Below are 21,676 nucleotides of genomic sequence, written 5' to 3' on the forward strand. Positions count from 1 at the left end.
GAACAAGATGACAAAAGCATTAGCCATGATTTCAGGCGGATTAGATAGTATTTTAGCAGCTAAACTAATTAAAGAACAGGGTATAGAGGTAATAGGAATTTGTTTTAGATCATATTTTTTTAATGAAGAAAATGCAAAAAGAATGACAAAGCAAATAGGAATAGAATTAGAAGTAATAGATTTCTCTAAGGAACATTTTGAGATGGTTAGAGATCCAAAGCATGGTTGGGGTAAAAATATGAATCCATGTATAGATTGTCATTCTATGATGATGAGATATTCGGGCGAATTACTTGAAAAATTTAATGCGGATTTTATTATTACAGGTGAAGTTTTAAATCAAAGACCTATGTCACAAAATAGATCTGCATTAGATGTAGTAAAAAAACAATCTGGATTTAGTGATAAAATTTTGAGACCATTATGCGCAAAAAATTTAAAAGAAACTCAAATGGAACTTGATGGACTAGTAGATAGAGAAAAATTGTTGGATTTTTCAGGAAGAAATAGAAAACCTCAAATGGCATTGGCTGAGAAGTGGGGTATAAAGGATTATCCATCTCCAGCAGGCGGATGTAAATTAACAGAACCTAATTATTCTATTAGATTAAAAGAAATTTTAGAAACCAAAAAAGATGTTACAGAAAAGGATATACACTTGTTAAAGTATGGACGACATTTTGCAAGTGAGAATAAGACTAAAATAATAGTATCAAGGACTGGAGAAGAAGGAGAACAAATAAAACAATTATTAAATAATAAAGATATGATGTTTTTTACTTCTAAGTTTAATGGTGCAATGGTCATAATACCAGAGGGTAATAATCCTACAGAAGATGACTTGATATTTGCCTGTAGACTAGCGACTAGATACAGTAAAGGAAAAGATGAAGAATTAGTTCGTGTTAAATTTGGAAAATTCTCAACTGAGTTTAATTCAACTAGAGATGTTAATGCTATGACTCAAGAAGAATTGGATAAATATATTATTAATTAAAGATTAGATGTTATTTCAATAAATAATATATAAAGTATTTACTATATATTAATTTGTATATTAATATATGTACAATATAAAATTTGATAAAAAATTAATATATTATGATGCTAAATTATTAAAATGAATATAAAACTTGGAGGTAATTATGGATAAAAAGGCGATTATCACTGTTGATAGTACTGTCTTAAATGAGGAAGAAGATATGATAGGCGTAGTAACGCCAGGTGATTTTTATAAAACAAAAGACGGGTTTAAAGCAGAATACAACGAAACGGAAATTTCAGGAATGGAAGGAACAAAAACTACTATAATAATAAGAAAAAATTCTTTTGATTTAATAAGAGAAGGAACTACTGAAACTAAGATGGAATTTGAAAATAATAAGAGCACAATATCCTTATATAAAACACCATATGGCGTATTGGATGTTAAGATAGATACTAAAAAGCTTGATATTAATATAAATGAAGATGGCGGAACTATAAATGCTACTTACTTATTAGAAATAGGAGAACAAACTACATTAAAAACCAAACTAACTATTGATATAAAAGTAAATTAAAACTAGACTTGAGCATATATCCCACTCAAATAAGAGGCGTGTATTTGTTGTGATTGCTGAGGATTTAGATGTGAATTTCTACTAAAGAAATATCTACATCTAAATTACTTCAACAATACTTTAGAAAAACAAGCCTCTTATTTCTAGTTTTCGAATATATCAAAAGTGTAAGAGTTTGGGCAGGTATTACAAAATACTTTATTTAGAAATCTATATTTCAATACATAATAAAAGCAGAGTGATTAAATTTTGAGGTGGTGGACATAATTTAAATAGGAGGAATAGATATGCAAACTAAATTAAAATATGTAAAAATATTAGAAAATATATGTAAGTATTATGGGATTGATGAAGATGGATTTATTGAATTATTAAAAAATAGAGATAATAAATATATATTACTACTAATTTTGAAAAATAATCATTGCTTAGAAGTTGATAAAATTAAAGAAATATTTAATGTAAAGACATCTAAAAGTATAAGCAGTAGCTTGAGATTAGCAGAAGAAAAATTATTAGTAAATAGATTTTTCAGACAAAAGTATTTTGAATTAGAAAATAATATAGAAAAAAGTGAAATGACTAATTTGTAAAAAAAGATAGATATTAAGGTAAAGATGTGATATTATAATATTTATGTTATTTAGAAACACAAATAACCCATAATATATTTTATGAGGTGATATATATCATATCATGATTTGATAATTAAGTCAATACTAATATTAAAAAATGCATAGGAGGATAAAAATGAGCGCTAAATACGTTTTTGTTACAGGTGGAGTTGTATCATCATTAGGTAAAGGAATAACAGCTGCATCACTTGGAAGATTATTAAAGAATAGAGGGGTAAAAGTTTCTATTCAAAAGTTTGATCCTTATATAAACGTTGATCCGGGTACTATGAGTCCTTATCAGCATGGAGAAGTTTTTGTAACTGATGATGGAGCAGAAACAGACTTAGATTTAGGTCATTATGAAAGATTTATAGATGAAAATTTAACTCAAAATTCAAATGTAACTACTGGTAAAATATATGGATCAGTTATAGCTAAAGAAAGAAGAGGGGAATATCTTGGTGGTACAGTTCAAGTAATTCCACATATAACGAATGCTATTAAAGATAAAGTATATAAGGTAGCTAAAGAAAGAGATGTTGATGTAGTAATAACTGAAATTGGTGGAACAGTGGGAGATATTGAATCACAACCATTTTTAGAAGCTATAAGACAAATAAAAAGTGATATAGGAAGCGAAAATGTATGCTTTATTCATGTAACTTTAGTGCCATTTTTAGGCAAAGCAGGAGAGCTTAAGACAAAACCTACTCAACATTCAGTAAAAGAATTAAGAAGTCTTGGTATTCAACCAGATATAATAGTTTGTAGAGCAGAAAAAGAAATATCAGAAGATCTAAAGGCTAAAATAGGATTATTTTGTAATATGGATGGAAAATCAGTAATTCAAAATCTTGATGCAGAAGATTTATATGAAGTACCGTTAATGTTGCATGATGAAGGCTTAGATAACTTAGTATGTGAAAAACTGAATTTAGGCTGTAGAGATATTGATAATTCAGAATGGATTGAAATGGTAAAGAAAATAAAGAACCTTAAGAATAATGTTAAAATCGCATTAGTTGGTAAATATGTTGAATTACATGATGCATACATATCAGTAGTTGAAGCATTAAGTCATGGTGGATATGCTAATGATTCTAATGTTGAAATTAAATGGATTAATGCTGAAAATCTTGAAAATGGTAATGTTAATGAATTACTTAAAGATGTAGATGGTATTTTAGTACCAGGTGGATTTGGAGACAGAGGAATAGAAGGTAAAATTACAGCGATAAAATGGGCAAGAGAAAATAAGAAACCTTTCTTAGGAATTTGCTTAGGAATGCAATGTTCTGTTATTGAATATGCAAGAAATGTATTAGGATATGAAGATGCAAATAGTTCGGAAATAAATCCAAATACAAAATATCCTGTAATAGATCTTATGTTAGATCAAAAGGATATAGAAAATCTTGGCGGTACAATGAGACTAGGATTATACCCTTGTAAATTAGACGAAAACAGTAATTCTTATGAAGTATATAAAGATGAAGTTATTTATGAAAGACATAGACATAGATATGAGTTCAATAATGATTTTAGAAAACAAATAACTGAAGCAGGAATGAAAATTGTGGGAACTAGTCCTGACGAAAAATTAGTCGAAATCGTTGAAGTTGAAAATCATCCATGGTATGTAGCAGTTCAATTCCATCCAGAATTGAAATCAAGGCCAAATAAGCCACATAAATTATTTGTGGGCTTTATTAAAGCTGCATTAGACGAAAATAAATCAAAATAAATTAAAATAAATTTGTCTTATGATGAAATTTAATATATAATAGGCTTGAATATAGCAATTCACATGAACTGGTAAGTTTATCTTAATGATTTACCAGTTCAAAATTATATGTAATTATAAAGAACAAATTATGACTTCTAGGTATATGATCAAATTAGACTAGAATCATACTTGTTATTTTAAAAATATATCTAATATCAATACTTAGGTATATGTTAAATTAAGTAAAAGGTAATAAGCTTATAAATAGCATTACTTAAGCATTCTGAAATATAATCTCACATCTAATTATCTTGCTATTAAAATTTCCGATATATATAGAAAAAATAATAAAAGAATTGATATTTATAGATATATAATCTATAAATTGGAGGTGCAAACTTGATAAAACAAGAATATGAAAGCATGACTTTAACGAGTTTAAAAGACATTGCTAAAAATTTAGGTGTTAAAAATATATCTAAATATAAAAAGAGTGAATTAATAGAAGAAATATTGAAGACTCCTGTTAATTTTGTGAAAAAAGATGGTGTGATATTAAAAGAAAATATAGCTCCTAAAATTGTAGAAAAACCTGAAAGAAAAGAATTGATACCTAATACAACAGTAAAACCTGAAAGAAAAGAACTGATACCAAATACAATTGTAAAAGCTGAAAGAAAAGAATTGATACCAAATACAACAGTAAAACCTGAAAGAAAAGAATTGATACCGAATACAACAGTAAAACCTGAAAGAAAAGAATTAATACCAAATACAACAGTAAAAAGAGATAGTAATGAATTTTCAAGACCAACTAATAATATAGACGGAAATACAGCAACTACTGATGCTGAAAACATAGAAAAAAAAGAACAATTAAAAGAAATGATAGATGAATCTGATGTTGAAAAAGGGATTTTAGAAATTTTAGAAAATAATAGTTTTGGTTTTTTAAGATGTAAAAATTACTTGACTAGCAGTGAAGATATTTATGTTTCTCCATCTCAAATTAGAAGGTTTAATTTAAGAACAGGGGATGAGGTCGAAGGTAAGGTAAGACGAGCAAAAGAAACTGAGAAATTTAAGGCACTTTTATTTGTTCAAAAAGTTAATGGAGAACATCCAGAAAAGGCAGCAGGTAGAAAATCATTTGAAACTTTAACACCTATATATCCTAAGGAAAGACTTAGATTAGAAACGTCTAATAGAAATGATTTATCATCTAGATTGATGGATATAATTTGTCCAATAGGTAAAGGACAAAGAGGGCTAATAGTAGCACCGCCTAAAGCAGGAAAAACCACTTTGTTAAAAAAGGTAGCTCAAAATATATCTATAAATTATCCTGATATTAAATTAATAGTATTACTTATAGACGAAAGACCAGAAGAAGTTACTGATATGAAGAGATCTATAAATGGAGATGTAGTTTATTCCACCTTTGATGAAGAACCACAAAACCATGCTAAGGTAGCTCAAATGGTTCTAGAAAGAGCTAAGAGAATGGTCGAACAAGGGAAAGATGTTTTCATTCTTATGGATAGTATAACTAGGTTATCAAGAGCTTATAACTTAACAATAAATCCAACCGGTAGAACATTATCTGGTGGACTTGATCCAGGTGCACTTATAATGCCTAAAAAGTTCTTTGGAGCAGCAAGAAATATTGAAGAAGGTGGAAGCTTGACAATACTTGCAACTGCACTTGTAGACACAGGTTCAAGAATGGATGATATGATATTTGAGGAATTTAAGGGAACAGGGAACATGGAAGTTCATTTAGATAGAAGATTACAAGAAAGAAGAATCTTCCCAGCTATAGATATATATAAATCAGGAACTAGAAAAGAAGACTTAATTGTATCTAAAGAAGAATTAGAAGTATCATTTGCCATCAGAAAAACAATGTATAGAGATGGAAATGGAGACAATGTTACAGAGAACCTTATTAATATGTTGTCTAAAAATATTGATAACAAAGAATTTATAAATACTTACTTGAAAAAATAGTATAAGAAATATAAAAGAAAATAACGAATCTAAGATGTAATGTATAGTATACTGATTTGTTATTTTTATTAAAATATGCTTTATATAATGAAAAGATGACCATTAAGAGTTTGTTGGTCATCTTTTCATTTTGGTGAGATTAAATTATTTGCTATATCAACAATCTTTGTTAACGAGTAGGTTGAAGATAATAATTTAAGGTTAAGTTTCATTTTAGATAATTCATCTGGATTTTTTATTAAATAATTTACTGTTTCATTAATTTTATTTAAATCTTTAACGTGTATAGAGTATCCTTTAGTAGTAAGAAAATCTATATTTTCATTTTCTTGACCAGGGATAGCAAAGGGAATAATCAATGGAATGTTTTTAACTATGGATTCTGTAACAGTTAAACCACCAGGCTTTGATATTATTACATCACAATAATCCATTAAATAAGATATATCTTTAGTGAAACCTAATATATGAAGTTTCTTATTTTTAAATTGATTATTATTACAATATTTTGTTAGCTTATTTTTTAAATGATCATTTTTACCACAAACTATTGTAATTCGCAGTTTATTTGGATTCTTTAATAACTCTTTTAGAACTATAAATATAGTATTTAATCCAAGACTTCCACTCATAAGTAACAAATTAAAATACTCATCATCCTTTAAACCATCAAGAGATGTAACTTCTGTATAAAATTTGCTGTTTATAGGAATACCTGCAGGATATATATTGTCAGGGTTAATATTTCTATCTATTAATGATTGTTTAGTGTAATCACTTCCGGTAATATAAGCATCAACATAAGAATCTACATATATATAATGAGCTTTAAAATCTGTAACTATTAAAATAAAAGGTATTTTTAATCCGTGTTTTTTTAAATCAGAAATTACACTAATGCTAAGAGCGTGGGTGGCAACAATTACATCAGGTTTAATTTCATCTATTAGCTTTGAAATTTTTTTCTTTGCAAGAAAAAAAGGAAGCTTCAATAAATTATTAGTTAATTTTATATCGGTTAGCTTATAAAACAATCCGTAAAACTTTGGAAATTTCGAAGCTAAAAGTTCATATCCAATTACAATTACATCATTAAGAATTTTACTATTTTTAGCTAGAAAATCAATTTTTATGATTTTATAACCATCATTTTCAAAAGATTCAGCTACCGAAGAAGCAGCTTGATTGTGTCCCTGTCCTGTAGATGTTGTTAAAATTAAAACTTTTTTCATGAAAGTCACTCATTTCCACTGTATTATACTAAATAGTTTATCATATTTAGCATATCATTTAAATATGATAAACTATTAATATTTAGCATATCATTTAAATATGATAAACTATTAATATTTAGTTAATTTAACCATTAATAAATTATTAATATATATATTGCAATTATCAATGTTCAATACTCAATTATAACTAGAATTATTATATTATTTTTGAAATTGACAAGAAATAATTATTTTTTCAACATATATAGCTAAATTAACTAAATAATTACCAAGAATAAAGGTTTAGTTATATTATTCTGAATTAAAAAATCATTGGAATTTTGACTACTTTAATAAATAAAGAAAAATTTTCATTTACACATCTATATATTCACAAATTCAAAGAAAAAGGGAAAGACAATGTCTTTCCCCAAATTTCTTACTTTTCATCAAGGTTGAATCTCTTTTTAAACTTATCAACTCTTCCGCCGATGTCAAGGATTTTTTGTTTACCAGTGAAGAATGGGTGGCATTTAGAGCATATTTCAACTTTTAGTTCTTCTTTAACAGAACCAGTAGTGAAAGTGTTTCCACATGCACACTTAACCACTGCGTCTGTGTGGTATTCAGGATGTATGCCTTCTCTCATTATTTTTCACCTCTTTCAATTATATAAACTTATGTTAATTATTCAATAACAACCATTAAATTATAGCATAGTCGATTTTTAGCGTCAATAATAAATTGTAGAATTTAAAGACTAAAGTATAATGTGTCTAAAATAGAATCAATAATATAAAAATATCTTTTTATGCTGAGTATTAAATGATATAATCGAATATGATACCTAAAAGGAGCGGATTTAGGAATGAGTAAATTATATTTTAGATACGGCGCTATGAATTCTGGTAAGTCAACTCATTTAATGCAAGTTGCTTATAATTATGAAGAGCGTGGAATGAAAGTGATTATTTTAAAACCTAAGGTTGACAATAAAGGTGGAGATACGCTTGTATCTAGGCTGGGGGTAAAAAGGCAAGCAGATTTGTTGATTTTAGAAGATGATAATATTTTTGAAATAATTGATAACTATGCAAAAGCAAATAAAAGAATAGATTGTATATTGGTGGATGAAGTTCAATTTATGAAAAGTACTCAAATAGATCAATTATTTGAAATTGCAGTTAAAATTAATATACCTATTATATGTTATGGACTTAGAACTGATTTTAAAAGAGATGGCTTTGAAGGTAGCACAAGGTTATTGTTATTAGCTCATAGTATAGAAGAAATGAAAACAATATGTTCATGTGGTAAAAAAGCTATATTTAATGGAAGAAAAATAAATGATAAGTTTGTATTTGAAGGAGAACAAATTGCAATTGACGAGCAAGATGATGTAAAATATGAATCATTATGTGGAGATTGTTATTACAAATATACAGAAAATAATATAAGAGAGTAAGTGATTTTATTAATGAAAAGATGTGATGTTGGAGGTCAAGCTGTTATAGAAGGCGTTATGATGCGAGGAAGTAAAAGTCTTGCAACAGCTGTTAGAACTCCCAAAGGGAATATAGAAATAGATTTCAAAGATAATAAATCTATAACAAAAAAATATCCAATATTAAATATACCTTTTCTTAGAGGCTTTTTTGTTTTGATAGATTCAATGAAAATTGGAATGGAATCATTAAATTATTCAGCTGCATTTCTAGATGAAGAAATAGAGGAACCTTCAAAATTTGAAGTATGGTTAGATAATAAATTTGGAGACAAAGTTAATGATATATTAATGGGTATAACTATGTTTTTTTCATTTATTTTTTCGATTGGACTTTTTGTTGCATTGCCAACAAGCATAGCATCAATTTTTAAGAATACTGGGGTTTCTAGTGTTATGTTAAATTTAATTGAGGCAGCTATAAGGATAACAATTCTTATATTATATATGTTTCTAATAAGCAAAATGAAAGATATATATAGGGTTTTTCAATATCATGGTGCTGAACATAAAACAATATTTTGTTATGAATCCATGGAAGAATTAACTGTAGAAAACGTGAAGAAGCAATCAAGATTACATCCGAGATGTGGAACAAACTTTTTATTCCTAGTAATGTTTGTTAGTATTGCAATATTTTCTTTTACTGGTTGGGGTGGAATTTTGGAAAGATTAGCACTTAGAATAATACTAATACCAGTAGTTACAGGGATTAGCTATGAACTTATAAAATGGCTTGGGAAAAATGATGGGATGTTAGCTAAAATAATAGCATATCCAGGGCTCAAATTACAATTGTTAACGACCAAAGAACCGGATGAGTCACAAATTGAAGTTGCTATTGCATCTTTAAAGGCAGCAGAAGGAATCGAAGATTCTAATAAGAAGATTGAAGAATTAATAAATACAGGTACAGCTACATTAAAAGAAAATGGAATTGATACAGCAAGATTAGATGCAGAACTATTATTAGGAAGTGTAATTGAAAAGAATAGAGTATATTTAATTACACATAGAGAAGAAGAAGTTAGCATGGAATGTACTAAAAAGTATTTTGACTTAATTGAAAAGAGAAGAAATAAAATGCCAGTTAAGTATATTTTAAATAAGTGCGAGTTTATGGGGATTGATTTCTATGTTGAGGAAGGTGTCTTAATTCCTAGAGGTGATACAGAAATATTAGTTGAAGAAGTGCTTAAAAATATACTGGAAGATGAAGAAAAACATATATGTGATTTGTGTTGTGGCTCAGGTGCTATTGGGATAGCATTAGCTCATTTAAGGAAGAATATAAAAGTTGATTTGATAGATAATTATCCTATTCCAGAAAAAGTTTCAATAATAAATATAAAAGAAAATAATTTGGAAAATAGAGTTTCATTTATAAAAAGTGATTTATTAGAAAAGGCTATAGAAAATAAAAATAGTTATGACATAATAGTTTCAAATCCTCCATATATAGAAGAAGAAGAAATAGAAAATCTTATGGATGATGTTAAAAAGTATGAACCTCATACAGCTCTAAATGGAGGAATAGACGGATTAGATTTTTATAAGAAAATAATTAAGCAAAGTCAAGCGACATTAAAGAATAATGGAATATTAGCATTTGAAATAGGATATAATCAAGCAGAAGAAGTAAGATTATTGATGAAAGAAAGTAATTTTACAAATGTAAAAGTAATTAAGGATTTTGCTAGCCTTGATAGAGTTGTAATTGGATTTAAGGCAGGATTTTTGTAGCTACTTAGAATAATGTTAGCAGTTAGATGTTTAATCTGACTTGTTATTTTTGAATATTACGCAAAATGTGATATAATGTAGAAATATGAAAAATGAAGTACGGAGTGATTAAATGTTATTAGATAGATTAGAATTTATAGAGAATAAATATGATGAATTATCAGTTAAAATTGGCGATCCATCAATTATGCAAAATCAAAATGAATGGAGAAAGCTTTGTAAAGAGCATTCTGATTTGGAAATTATAGTAAATAGCTATAGGGAGTATAAAAAAGTAACTGAAGATTTAAAAGCTAATAAGGAAATGTTAAATGGTGAAAATGACAGAGAAATGAGAGAAATGTTAAATGAAGAAATAACTGATCTCACAAATAGAGAAGCTGAACTAGAAAATGAAATACAAATTTTATTACTACCTAAAGATCCTAATGATGATAAGAATGTATTTGTTGAAATCAGAGGAGGTGCAGGTGGTGAAGAAGCAGCATTATTTGCATATAGTTTGTTTAGAATGTTTACAAGATATGCAGAAACTCAAAGGTGGGTTGTAGAGATCATGAGTTTGAATGAAACAGATCTTGGTGGATTTAAAGAAGTTGTATTTATGATTAAAGGTAATGGAGCTTATTCTAAATTAAAATATGAAAGTGGAGTTCATAGAGTTCAAAGAGTTCCGGATACTGAATCAAGTGGAAGAATTCATACATCAACAGTTACAGTAGCAGTGTTACCAGAAGTTGATGACGTTGAAATAGAAATTGCAGATAAGGATGTTAGAATAGATGTATTTAGAGCTTCAGGAAATGGAGGACAATGCGTTAATACTACAGATTCAGCTGTTAGAATTACTCATTTACCTACAGGACTTGTAGTTTCATGTCAAGATGAAAAATCACAATTAAAAAATAAAGAAAAAGCTATGAAAGTTTTAAAATCAAGGCTTTATGAAGCAGCAGAAAAAGAAAGATCAGCAGGAATAGCTGAAGATAGAAAGAGTCAAGTTGGAACTGGAGACAGAAGTGAAAGAATTAGAACATACAATTATCCACAAGGAAGAGTTACTGACCATAGAATAGGATTAACTTTATATAAGCTAGAATCATTTTTAAGTGGAGATCTTGATGAGATGATAAATTCACTTATAACATCAGATCAAGCTGAGAAAATGAAACTTATGGGAAATACACAAATGTAATAAAATACTCAAGAAAGCCTTGCATTAATTATGTAAGGCTTTAGGCATATTCAAAATAACAAGTCAATATACTAGTCTATTTTATGAGGTATTATAATATCATGTTCTCACAATAGATAAACTATTAAATATATTGAATTGATATTTTAAAATATACATTATATCTTTAGATCGATATTTTCTTTCATATTTCTTAAAAGTAATTGGGGGATTGAATATGGATATATATATGGCTATAAAAAGAGAAAAATCACATTTCAAAATATTCTTAATTATGATGGTTATGATCTTGATTACGCTTCCCATAGTAGTAATAGCAACTGGATTGACAACAATATTTTATATGAGTTATATGATTTTTATTCATTTGTTAATAGTATTAGCTATTGTAATTAAAATAAATTCTTATAAGGTGGAATATAGGTGTTGGAACAATAAATTAATATTCAAAACAGGTATTTTCGTTAAGGAACATTTGATTATGTGTGATAAAGTTGTGTTAGTACATACTAATAAATCTGAGTATGATTTAGAAATAGTTTTAGTAACAAGTATGATTTTTAAAAACAAAGTATTAAGACCAATAGATAAAAACTTTTTAAAGAGGTATCCACAAATTGCCAAGGAATATAATGACATTAAACAACAAAATCCTAAAAGAGATTATTATTTTCAAATAATCAAAAGAGGGGGCTTGAAAAAATATTTATTATTAGACTTAATATATAAAAATTGTGTTAAAGCTATATATACTGATGAAAGCATACAGAATATAAAGATAGCAAGAGGACAACTTATAGTTTAGTAAGCATTTGAAGAAAGTGAACTAGTTGAATAGGTTAGGAAACTCGACTCACATTCGTTCACTAAGTACTCACAGAGTAAGCAACCATCATCAAATCATAGATACCCACAGGGAAAGTTCGAGAAACCAAATACAAGATTTGGATTCTCACTTATCTCACTTATCTACTTAAGAAAGGAGGAAAATATTTGAAAACTAAGGTTAGTATAATTAAAAATATTAAAGAAGATGAAGATAAAATAAAAGAAGCAGCAGAAATTATTAAAAATGGAGGAACTGTAGTGTTCCCAACAGAAACTGTTTATGGATTGGGGGCTGATGCTCTTAATGAAAAGGCAGTCGAGAAAATATTCAAAGCAAAAGGGAGACCACAAGATAATCCGTTAATTATTCATGTTTCATCAAAAAACATAGAGGCATATGCAAAAGAAATTCCTGAAATAGCCAATAAACTTATAAGCAAATTTTGGCCGGGGCCACTTACAATAATTCTAAGAAAAAAGGATATAATACCAAATGTAACAAGTGCTAATCTGGATTCTGTTGGAATTAGAATGCCTGATAATGAAATAGCAAGAAAATTGATTGAATTATCAAATACAACTATTGCAGCACCATCTGCCAATATAAGTGGAAGGCCGAGTCCGACAGATTTTCAACGGTGCATAGAAGATTTAGATGGAAAAGTGGATTGTATTTTAGGCGGAGAGAAAAGTGATATAGGAGTAGAATCGACAATCGTTGACTGTACTGTAACTCCACCAATAGTTTTACGACCAGGTGGCATTACATTAGATATGCTTAGGGAGGTAGATTCAAGAATTGAAATAGATAATGCTATAATGCAAAAACCAAAGGAAAATCTTAAACCAAAAGCTCCAGGTATGAAGTATAAACATTATGCACCTAATGCCAAGGTTACAATAATTTCTGGAGAAAGAAAAAAAACTGTTGAAAAAATAAGAGAAATAGTACACTATAATATAGAAAAAGGTAAAAAGGTATGCATCCTTACTGTTGAAGAAAATGCTAAAGAATATATAGAAGGTATAAGCATAGTTTTAGGAAGTGCATTAGATTTAACAACAGTTGCTAAAAGTTTGTTTGAGGCTTTAAGAAAATGCGATGATTTAGGAGCTGATTTAATTTTAGCAGAAGGGTATAAAGAAGAAGGTGTTGGGGTAGCTATTATGAATAGATTAAATAAGGCTGCTGGGTTTGATATTATAGAGGTTTGATTTTTAACGAGATAATATTGAAATAAATATTCTATAGAATATTAGAATGTTTATTATAAACAATATTTATTCTGAACAATATTACCATATATATTCTTCAGAATAGACATATATATATAAAAACACGCACTTATAAAAAAGCACGCACTTATAAAAAGTGTGAAGTGCAATTAAGAACTTAACACTTATAAAATGATTGTTAAGACTAAATTATAATTCGGAGGAGGATTTAATTATGAAAATTGCAATTGGATGTGATCATGGTGGATTTGAATTAAAAAATGAAATTATTAAATTTTTAGAAAATGAAAACCATGAAGTGAAGGACTTTGGTACATATTCAACTAGTTCTTGCGATTATCCTGATGTTGCTTTACCAGTGGCAGAAGCTGTAGTAGCAAAAGACTATGAATTCGGAATATTAATTTGTGGTACTGGAATAGGAATTGGTATTGCAGCTAATAAAGTTCCAGGAATTAGAGCTGCATTATGTTCAGATACTTTTAGTGCACATGCAACTAGAGAACATAATAATGCCAATATACTAACAATGGGGCAAAGAGTTGTTGGAACAGGCCTTGCTTTAGATATAGTAAAAACTTTTATAACTTCAAAATTTGAAGGGGATAGACATCAAAATAGAATAAATAAAATTTCAGAAATTGAAGAAAAGTATACACATTAGAAAAAGTGCGAAGCACAATCAAGAACATTTCACATTAGAAAAGGTGCGCTAGCACAACCAAGAACAATTCACATTAGAAAAAGTGCGAAGCACAACCATAAATAACTGATTGAAAGTTATTAAATTTTATAGATAATTGTTCATTGCTAATTGAAATAAAAAATAAGCGTGAAACATAAGTTAAAATTAAATATATAGATTCATAAATATAAAAAGTGAAATTTGGAGGAATAAATAATGAGTAAAGTTATAGAAATAAAACATCCATTAATATTACATAAGTTGGCATTTTTGAGAAATGAAAAAACAGGTTCAAAAGATTTTAGAGAATTAGTAGAAGAAATTTCTATGTTAATGGCATATGAAGTTACAAGAGATTTAAATATGGAAGAAGTTGAAGTTAAGACTCCTGTAGCTGTAGCTAAATGTATGATGCTTGCAGGTAAGAAAATGGCAGTTGTTCCTATTTTAAGAGCAGGGCTTGGAATGGTTGATGGAGTACTTAATTTAATTCCAGCAGCTAAGGTTGGACATATTGGATTATATAGAGATGAAAAAACACTTCAACCAGTAGAATACTTCTGCAAATTACCACAAGACATTGCAGAAAGAGATATAATAGTTGTTGATCCAATGCTTGCAACAGGCGGATCAGCAATAGATGCTTTAACTATGTTGAAAACTAGAGGTGCTAAAAATTTAAAATTAATGTGTTTAGTAGGAGCACCAGAAGGAATAGAAGCTGTACGAAAAGTTCATGATGATGTTGATATTTATCTAGCTTCAATAGATGAAAAATTAAATGAACATGGATACATAGTACCAGGTCTTGGTGATGCTGGAGATAGATTGTTTGGAACTAAATAAAGCATGTTAAAGTAATGGAATGCTTAAAGTTAGAAATATAGGTATATTTATCTGGGTGAGGCACATTAAAAAATAACCAATATATGAACGTATCTGTTATACATCATACTAATTGGTGAAATGTGTCAATACCCAGATATACAGAAAATACTCCATTTTTCTTTGAAACAAAAGACAGGTTACATATTCGAATGTAATTTTATTTGATGTACCTAACTTAAAATAATTTAATTTGGGGGAATATAAAAATGGATAGACGTGATAAACAAAACTATTATTTAGATATTGCAGAAACAGTTCTAGAGCGAGGAACTTGTTTAAGGAGAAACTATGGTTCGATAATAGTTAAAAATGATGAAATAATTTCTACCGGGTATACAGGAGCACCTAGAGGTAGGAAAAATTGTATAGACTTGAATAGCTGTATAAGAGAAAAACTTCAAGTCCCAAGAGGAACACATTATGAACTTTGTAGAAGCGTGCATAGTGAAGCTAATGCAATAATAAGTGCTTCGAGAAAAGATATGATTGGGGCTACATTATACTTGGTTGGAAAAGATGCAAAAACGAAGCAATATGTTAGGGATGCTAATTCCTGTTCAATGTGTAAGCGATTAATCATTAATGCAGGTATTGCATATGTAGTTATAAGGGACTCTAAAGAAGAATATAGGGAAATAATTGTAGATTCATGGATAGAAGATGATGATTCACTGAAAATTATGAAGGATGCAGGATACTAATCTATAATAGCTTAAATTAGGAGGATGTAAATTGAGTAAAAAGAAGATTATTACTATTTTTGGAACTAGACCAGAAGCTATAAAAATGGCACCTTTAATAAAGGAATTAGAAAAAAGAGAAGAAATTGAATCTAAAGTTTGTGTAACAGCTCAACATAGAGAAATGCTAGATCAAGTTTTAGAGCTATTTAATATTAAACCAGATTTTGATTTGAACATAATGGAAACAAAGCAAACCTTAACGGGTATTACCAATAAAGTTTTAGAGGGTTTGGAAGAAGTATTTAAAGAAGAAAAACCAGATATGATATTGGTACATGGAGATACAACAACTACATTTGCAGGCTCATTAGCTGCGTTTTATCAACAAATCAAGGTTGGCCATGTAGAAGCGGGCCTTAGAACCTTCAATAAGTATTTTCCTTTTCCTGAAGAAATGAATAGAAAATTAACAGGTAGTTTGACAGATTTGCACTTTTCACCAACTAAAGGATCAAAGGAAAACTTGTTGAGAGAAGGTATAAAAGAAAGTGATATATATATTACAGGAAATACTGTAATTGATGCTATGAAACATACTGTTGAAGAAGATTATATTTTTGAAAATGATGAGTTGAATAATATAGACTTCAATAAGAAAGTAATAATGATTACTGCTCACAGAAGAGAAAACTGGGGAGAAGGAATTCAAAATATTTGTATAGCATTAAATAAGATAGTTGAAGAAAATAGTGATGTAGAATTAGTATACTTAGTTCATTTGAATCCTGTTGTCAAAGATGTAGTATTTGAAAGACTTGGAGGAAAAGATAGAATCCATTTATTATCTCCATTAGATACTAAAGAAACTCATAATTTGATGAATAAATCATTTATGGTAATGACAGATTCAGGTGGATTACAAGAAGAAGCTCCTCATTTAGGAAAGCCAGTACTAGTGTTAAGAGATGTTACAGAAAGACCAGAAGCGGTTGAAGCTGGAACTGTTAAGTTAGTAGGAACTGATATAGATCAAATCGTAAACGAAGCAAATGAATTGCTAAGAAATCCAGAATCTTATTCTAAAATGAGTAAATCTATTAACCCATATGGTGATGGCATAGCATCTAAAAGGATAGTAGAAGCTATATTAAAGTATTTTAATTTGAGTTCAAGGGAAGTAGAGGAATTTAAAAGATAATTTAAATAGAATAATAACTTATTAAAATGACTATATATTTAAGAAGCAAGTGTATAGTCATTTTAATTTTATCATATTTTGCAATAAGAAAGAAAATATAGCATTTTATAATCTTATATGTAAACAATTACTAATAATATAAGTTTTTTAATTTTTAGATAGTGATATTAAAAGTTTTAAATATATAGTGTAAAGCTATATATAATCACATTTTTAGAGAATTATTAAATTTTAGAAATTGAAAGAAGAGAAAAAAATTAAAAAGTTTGTTTAGAATTTAACGAAATCTCTTGATAAAAAGAAGCATAATGGTTATAATTAGTATATGTTAATAATTTAACAAAAGAAAAATAAAAAGAAAAAATAAATAATAAAGTAATATATAAGATTTTAGGAGGTAAAAAAATGAGAGACGTAGTTATTGTAAGTGCAGTAAGAACAGCAGTAGGTAGTTTTGGTGGGGCATTGAAAGATGTACCAGCAGTAGATTTAGGAGCTTTAGTAATTAAAGAAGCAGTAAGTAAAGCTGGTGTTAAACCAGAACTAGTTGAAGAAGTTATTATGGGAAATGTAATTCAAGCAGGTCTTGGACAAAATACAGCAAGACAAGCAACAATTAAATCAGGATTACCACAAGAAGTTTCAGCTATGACAATAAACAAAGTTTGTGGATCTGGACTTAGAGCAGTTAGTTTAGCAGCTCAAATGATTAAAGCAGGAGATGCTGATGTTATTGTTGCAGGTGGTATGGAAAACATGTCTGCTGCACCATATGCTTTAAAAACAGCTAGATTTGGTCAAAGAATGGGCGACGGTAAAATGGTTGATACAATGATAAATGATGCATTATGGGATGCATTTAATAACTATCATATGGGTAAAACTGCTGAAAACATAGCAGAACAATGGGGAATAACAAGAGAAGAACAAGATGAATTTTCAGCAGCATCACAACAAAAAGCAGAAGCAGCTGTTAAATCAGGAAGATTTAAAGATGAAATAGTTCCAGTTGTTATTCCACAAAGAAAAGGAGATCCAAAGGTATTTGATACAGATGAATTTCCAAGATTCGGAACAACTGCAGAAACTTTAGCAAAATTAAAACCAGCTTTCGTTAAAGATGGTACAGTAACTGCAGGTAATGCTTCAGGAATTAATGATGGAGCAGCAGCATTTGTTGTTATGAGTGCAGAAAAAGCAGCAGAATTAGGAATTAAACCATTAGCTAAGATTCTTTCTTATGGATCAAAGGGATTAGATCCAACAATAATGGGTTATGGACCATTCCATGCAACTAAAAAAGCTTTAGAAAAAGCTAACATAACAGTTGATGATTTAGATTTAATCGAAGCTAATGAAGCTTTTGCAGCTCAAAGTTTAGCAGTTGCTAAAGATTTGAAATTTGATATGTCAAAAGTAAATGTAAATGGTGGAGCAATTGCTTTAGGTCATCCAGTTGGAGCATCAGGAGCAAGAATCTTAGTTACTCTTCTTCATGAAATGGAAAAGAGAGATGCTAAAAAGGGATTAGCAACACTTTGTATCGGTGGAGGAATGGGAACAGCTATTATAGTTGAAAGAGTTTAATAGAAGTTTGAATTTCTTTGAAAGAAAGGTTACTATGATGGATAATCATAGTAACCTTTTTCTTAATTAGAAATTCATATACACTAAATATAAGATTAAAAAAAGAGGAATATATAATGCAAGTTTGAAGAAAAATAGTTTTAATTATGATATAACACGGTCTAAATAAGAAGTTAATGATATGAATAATAACAATATATAATATTGATAGGGTTATAAAAAAATAAATATTGAATAACAATTAATTTTTATATTCACTAATACAAAAAAGATATGAGTAAACGTATTACTGAAAAAATCAAAAAACAGTAGTATTTATCCTAAAATTATAGTATTATTAAAGTTTAATAGCAAATAATGGAATGAAAATGTTAACATGGATAAAATAAACTTTATTCATAATTTAGAATATTCAGAAAATTGAATGATAACAAAATGAAATATTCATAAATGAAGAAAAATGGAGAAATTCCTAATATTAGTTGAGTATTTGATAGCATATGAAAGATATATTGATTTTAAACAGAAAAATAGCTAATTTTACCTTTAAATAGTATTTTATTAAAGATAAAGATAAAGATATAATAATTCAAATGAAGGTAAGGTGGTTATATATGAATAAAGAGATGAATAAACTACTTCTACAAATGGTACAATATGATTTGGTATGTGGATTATGTATATCTTTAATTATAATAATAATTTCTACTTTCGCAAATGCAGGAAACTATTTATTAGGTATAAGTGTATCAGCAATAAATTTTTTTGTTAGTGGATATGTTATTTCAAAACATCTAGGAAACGGAAAAAAACAATTATTTATTATTGCTAGTTATTTTTTTAGATTGGGATTTATAATAATTACTATATTGCCTTTCGTAAAAAATATGAATTTTATGATATTTTATGTTATAGGATTTATTACACACTACATAATAATGCTTATAGTTTTTGGCACAAAAAATAGGAAAGGAAGTGTTTAGGTTGGAGACGATTATACCTATATTTTCCCTTGAATTTGGTAACTTTACATTAAATATTACAGCAAGCGTAATAACACAATGGATTGTTATTTTAATTTTAGGAATAGGTGCTTTTCTATTAACAAGAAATCTAAAGTTAAAACCTAGTAAAAAACAAGCAGCTTTAGAAAAAATTTATCAATCCATAAGAAACCTAGTAGTTGATACTATGGGAGAAGAGTATGAATCATTTTTACCTTACATAGGAACACTAATGATTTATTTACTAGTGTTGAATTTTCTTGGATTAATAGGCATTAAACCACCAACACGAGATATAAGTGTAACAGTATCATTGGCAATTGTTTCTTTCTTAGTTATAAATCTAAATGCTATTAAGAAAAATGGCATTATGGGTTATGGAAAGGGATTGACACATCCGTTTGCAGTAATGTTACCAATCAATATAATGGAGAGATTTATAGTGCCATTATCATTGACACTTCGACTTATGGGTAATATGGTTGCAGCTACAGTTGTATTAGAATTGGTATATGAAGCATTAGGACATGTAGGAATGCTTGCTCAATTCGGTTTGCCAGTTTTTGTGCATGGATATTTTGACTTGTTTGATGGAACAATTCAAATGATCGTATTTGCAATGTTAACCATGATTAACATTAAAGTAACAGCCGAACATTAAAAATTTACACAAAATCATTTATTATTATTTTATAGGAGGAATCACAATGAGTTTAGGAGTTCTAGCAGCTGGAATAGCTGTATTGTCAGGAATAGGAGCAGGAGTAGGTATAGGTATAGCAACAGGTAAGGCAACAGAAGCTGTTGGTAGACAACCAGAAGCATCTGGAAAGATCATGACTTTATTAATATTAGGAGCAGGACTTTCAGAAGCAACAGCAATCTATGGATTAGTAATTGCATTTATGGTAATGGGCAAATAATGAATTCGATGAGTTAATATTATTGACTCCGAAGGGAGGATATAGGTAGAATATGGAAATTGAGTATTCAACAACGATAATGACTTGGATTAACTTTGCTGTTTTAATTCTGATTATGAAACATTTCTTTTGGGATAAGCTAAAAGGAATAATTGCAGAAAGACAAAAATATGTAGATGATAAGTTAGCCAAGGCAGATGAAGATTCTGAAAAAGCTAGAATGTATTTGCTTAAAAATGAAAGCATATTACAATCTGCTAAAGAAGAAGGTAAGAAAATTACTGAAAGACAAAAGCAAAAAGGCGATAAAGTTTACGAAGAAATCATTGATAATGCCAAGAATGAAGCAATTTCATTAAAAGAAAGAACTATGCTAGAAATTGAAAGAGAAAAAGAAAAAGCTGAATATGAAATCAAAAGGCAAGCAGCAGATTTAGCATTAGAACTTGCAATTAAAGCATTAGAACAAAAAATTGATGAAGATACACATAGAAAACTTATAGGCGATTTTATTGCTAAGGTAGGTATATAATATGTATGAATATTTAGACAGGCGATATGCCTTAGCTATTTATGAAGTTGCTGAAAAAAAAGGCAAAGTTGATGAATATTTAAGAGACTTAAGAGAAATATGCGATTTAATTGATAATAATCAAGATTTTCATGAAGTAATTAAGCATCCACAAATTAATACAACAAAAAAGAAACAACTTTTTACTGATTTATTTAAGGATAAAATTGATGAACAATTACTTTCTTTCATGATTATATTAATTGAGAAGAACAGGATACTTTATTTAAGAGAAAAACTAAATCAAATGGAAAATATTGATTTAGAAAGAAGAAATATAATAAGGGGTATAGTTAAAACTGCTATACCACTTTTACCAGAAGAACTAGAAAAGATGAAAGTTATCTTTGAAGAGAAGTATGATAAGACGATTATATTCGATACAGAAATAGATAAAAGTATTTTAGGTGGAGTTTATGTAAGTGTTGGAAATGATATTATTGATGATACTATTAAATCAAAGATAGAAGAAATGAAAGCTTTAATGCTTAAGAAGGAATAG

Annotated in this window: 22 protein-coding genes; 20 read left to right on the forward strand and 2 right to left on the reverse strand. The window is 28.4% G+C overall.

Annotated elements, in window-relative coordinates; genetic code table 11:
• Positions 1-7: 7 nt before the first annotated feature.
• The 5 genes from DIC82_06295 to DIC82_06315 all read left to right on the forward strand — a co-directional run bounded on the left by DIC82_06295 (position 8) and on the right by DIC82_06315 (position 5,915).
• The gene (locus DIC82_06295) at positions 8-997 is read left to right on the forward strand and encodes a tRNA 4-thiouridine(8) synthase ThiI (GenBank protein ID AWK50650.1); all 990 of its coding nucleotides are present in this window, start codon (positions 8-10) and stop codon (positions 995-997) included.
• Between the two features lie 148 nt (positions 998-1,145).
• Complete coding sequence (locus tag DIC82_06300; GenBank protein AWK50651.1) at positions 1,146-1,562, forward strand: DUF1934 domain-containing protein; 417 nt, start codon at positions 1,146-1,148, stop codon at positions 1,560-1,562.
• Between the two features lie 287 nt (positions 1,563-1,849).
• Complete coding sequence (locus tag DIC82_06305; protein ID AWK50652.1) at positions 1,850-2,155, forward strand: hypothetical protein; 306 nt, start codon at positions 1,850-1,852, stop codon at positions 2,153-2,155.
• A 157-nt stretch (positions 2,156-2,312) separates the two neighbouring features.
• Positions 2,313-3,923, forward strand: coding sequence for a CTP synthase (locus DIC82_06310; GenBank protein AWK50653.1), 1,611 nt, complete (start codon positions 2,313-2,315; stop codon positions 3,921-3,923).
• 381 nt (positions 3,924-4,304) lie between these two features.
• A complete protein-coding gene (locus DIC82_06315; protein AWK50654.1) occupies positions 4,305-5,915 on the forward strand; it encodes a transcription termination factor Rho in 1,611 nt (536 codons plus the stop codon).
• A 125-nt stretch (positions 5,916-6,040) separates the two neighbouring features.
• Here DIC82_06315 and DIC82_06320 read toward each other — a convergent pair whose 3' ends face one another.
• A complete protein-coding gene (locus DIC82_06320) occupies positions 6,041-7,147 on the reverse strand; it encodes a UDP-N-acetylglucosamine--LPS N-acetylglucosamine transferase (protein AWK50655.1) in 1,107 nt (368 codons plus the stop codon).
• 421 nt (positions 7,148-7,568) lie between these two features.
• Entirely contained in the window at positions 7,569-7,778 is a 210-nt protein-coding gene (locus DIC82_06325) for a 50S ribosomal protein L31 (GenBank protein AWK50656.1), read from the reverse strand.
• Positions 7,779-7,997: 219 nt separating this feature from the next.
• On the opposite strand from DIC82_06325, the gene DIC82_06330 reads away from it, so the two are divergent.
• From DIC82_06330 to DIC82_06400, 15 genes are all read left to right on the forward strand, one after another.
• On the forward strand, positions 7,998-8,594 hold the full coding sequence (locus DIC82_06330; protein AWK50657.1) for a thymidine kinase: 597 nt from the start codon (positions 7,998-8,000) through the stop codon (positions 8,592-8,594).
• Positions 8,595-8,606: 12 nt separating this feature from the next.
• Positions 8,607-10,376: a peptide chain release factor N(5)-glutamine methyltransferase gene (gene prmC, locus DIC82_06335; protein ID AWK53040.1), complete on the forward strand. Its 1,770-nt coding sequence runs from the start codon at positions 8,607-8,609 to the stop codon at positions 10,374-10,376.
• A gap of 112 nt (positions 10,377-10,488) precedes the next feature.
• Positions 10,489-11,571 (forward strand): peptide chain release factor 1, encoded by a 1,083-nt coding sequence (locus tag DIC82_06340; protein ID AWK50658.1) that lies wholly within the window; start codon positions 10,489-10,491, stop codon positions 11,569-11,571.
• A gap of 217 nt (positions 11,572-11,788) precedes the next feature.
• Positions 11,789-12,376: a hypothetical protein gene (locus DIC82_06345; protein ID AWK50659.1), complete on the forward strand. Its 588-nt coding sequence runs from the start codon at positions 11,789-11,791 to the stop codon at positions 12,374-12,376.
• Between the two features lie 188 nt (positions 12,377-12,564).
• Positions 12,565-13,614, forward strand: coding sequence for a threonylcarbamoyl-AMP synthase (locus DIC82_06350; GenBank protein AWK50660.1), 1,050 nt, complete (start codon positions 12,565-12,567; stop codon positions 13,612-13,614).
• 235 nt (positions 13,615-13,849) lie between these two features.
• Positions 13,850-14,299: a ribose 5-phosphate isomerase B gene (gene rpiB / locus DIC82_06355; GenBank protein AWK50661.1), complete on the forward strand. Its 450-nt coding sequence runs from the start codon at positions 13,850-13,852 to the stop codon at positions 14,297-14,299.
• Between the two features lie 237 nt (positions 14,300-14,536).
• Complete coding sequence (locus tag DIC82_06360) at positions 14,537-15,166, forward strand: uracil phosphoribosyltransferase (protein ID AWK50662.1); 630 nt, start codon at positions 14,537-14,539, stop codon at positions 15,164-15,166.
• A gap of 248 nt (positions 15,167-15,414) precedes the next feature.
• Entirely contained in the window at positions 15,415-15,909 is a 495-nt protein-coding gene (locus DIC82_06365) for a cytidine deaminase (protein ID AWK50663.1), read from the forward strand.
• Between the two features lie 31 nt (positions 15,910-15,940).
• Entirely contained in the window at positions 15,941-17,089 is a 1,149-nt protein-coding gene (locus tag DIC82_06370) for a UDP-N-acetylglucosamine 2-epimerase (non-hydrolyzing) (GenBank protein AWK50664.1), read from the forward strand.
• A gap of 405 nt (positions 17,090-17,494) precedes the next feature.
• The gene (locus DIC82_06375; GenBank protein ID AWK50665.1) at positions 17,495-18,676 is read left to right on the forward strand and encodes an acetyl-CoA C-acyltransferase; all 1,182 of its coding nucleotides are present in this window, start codon (positions 17,495-17,497) and stop codon (positions 18,674-18,676) included.
• Between the two features lie 614 nt (positions 18,677-19,290).
• Entirely contained in the window at positions 19,291-19,659 is a 369-nt protein-coding gene (locus tag DIC82_06380) for a hypothetical protein (protein AWK50666.1), read from the forward strand.
• A 1-nt stretch (position 19,660) separates the two neighbouring features.
• On the forward strand, positions 19,661-20,341 hold the full coding sequence (locus DIC82_06385; protein ID AWK50667.1) for a F0F1 ATP synthase subunit A: 681 nt from the start codon (positions 19,661-19,663) through the stop codon (positions 20,339-20,341).
• A 46-nt stretch (positions 20,342-20,387) separates the two neighbouring features.
• Positions 20,388-20,603 (forward strand): ATP synthase F0 subunit C, encoded by a 216-nt coding sequence (gene atpE / locus DIC82_06390; protein AWK50668.1) that lies wholly within the window; start codon positions 20,388-20,390, stop codon positions 20,601-20,603.
• A gap of 52 nt (positions 20,604-20,655) precedes the next feature.
• The gene (atpF, locus tag DIC82_06395; GenBank protein ID AWK50669.1) at positions 20,656-21,135 is read left to right on the forward strand and encodes an ATP synthase F0 subunit B; all 480 of its coding nucleotides are present in this window, start codon (positions 20,656-20,658) and stop codon (positions 21,133-21,135) included.
• 1 nt (position 21,136) lies between these two features.
• Complete coding sequence (locus DIC82_06400; GenBank protein AWK50670.1) at positions 21,137-21,676, forward strand: F0F1 ATP synthase subunit delta; 540 nt, start codon at positions 21,137-21,139, stop codon at positions 21,674-21,676.

It is taken from the genome of Clostridium beijerinckii (assembly GCA_003129525.1).
Lineage (GTDB): Bacteria > Bacillota > Clostridia > Clostridiales > Clostridiaceae > Clostridium > Clostridium beijerinckii_D.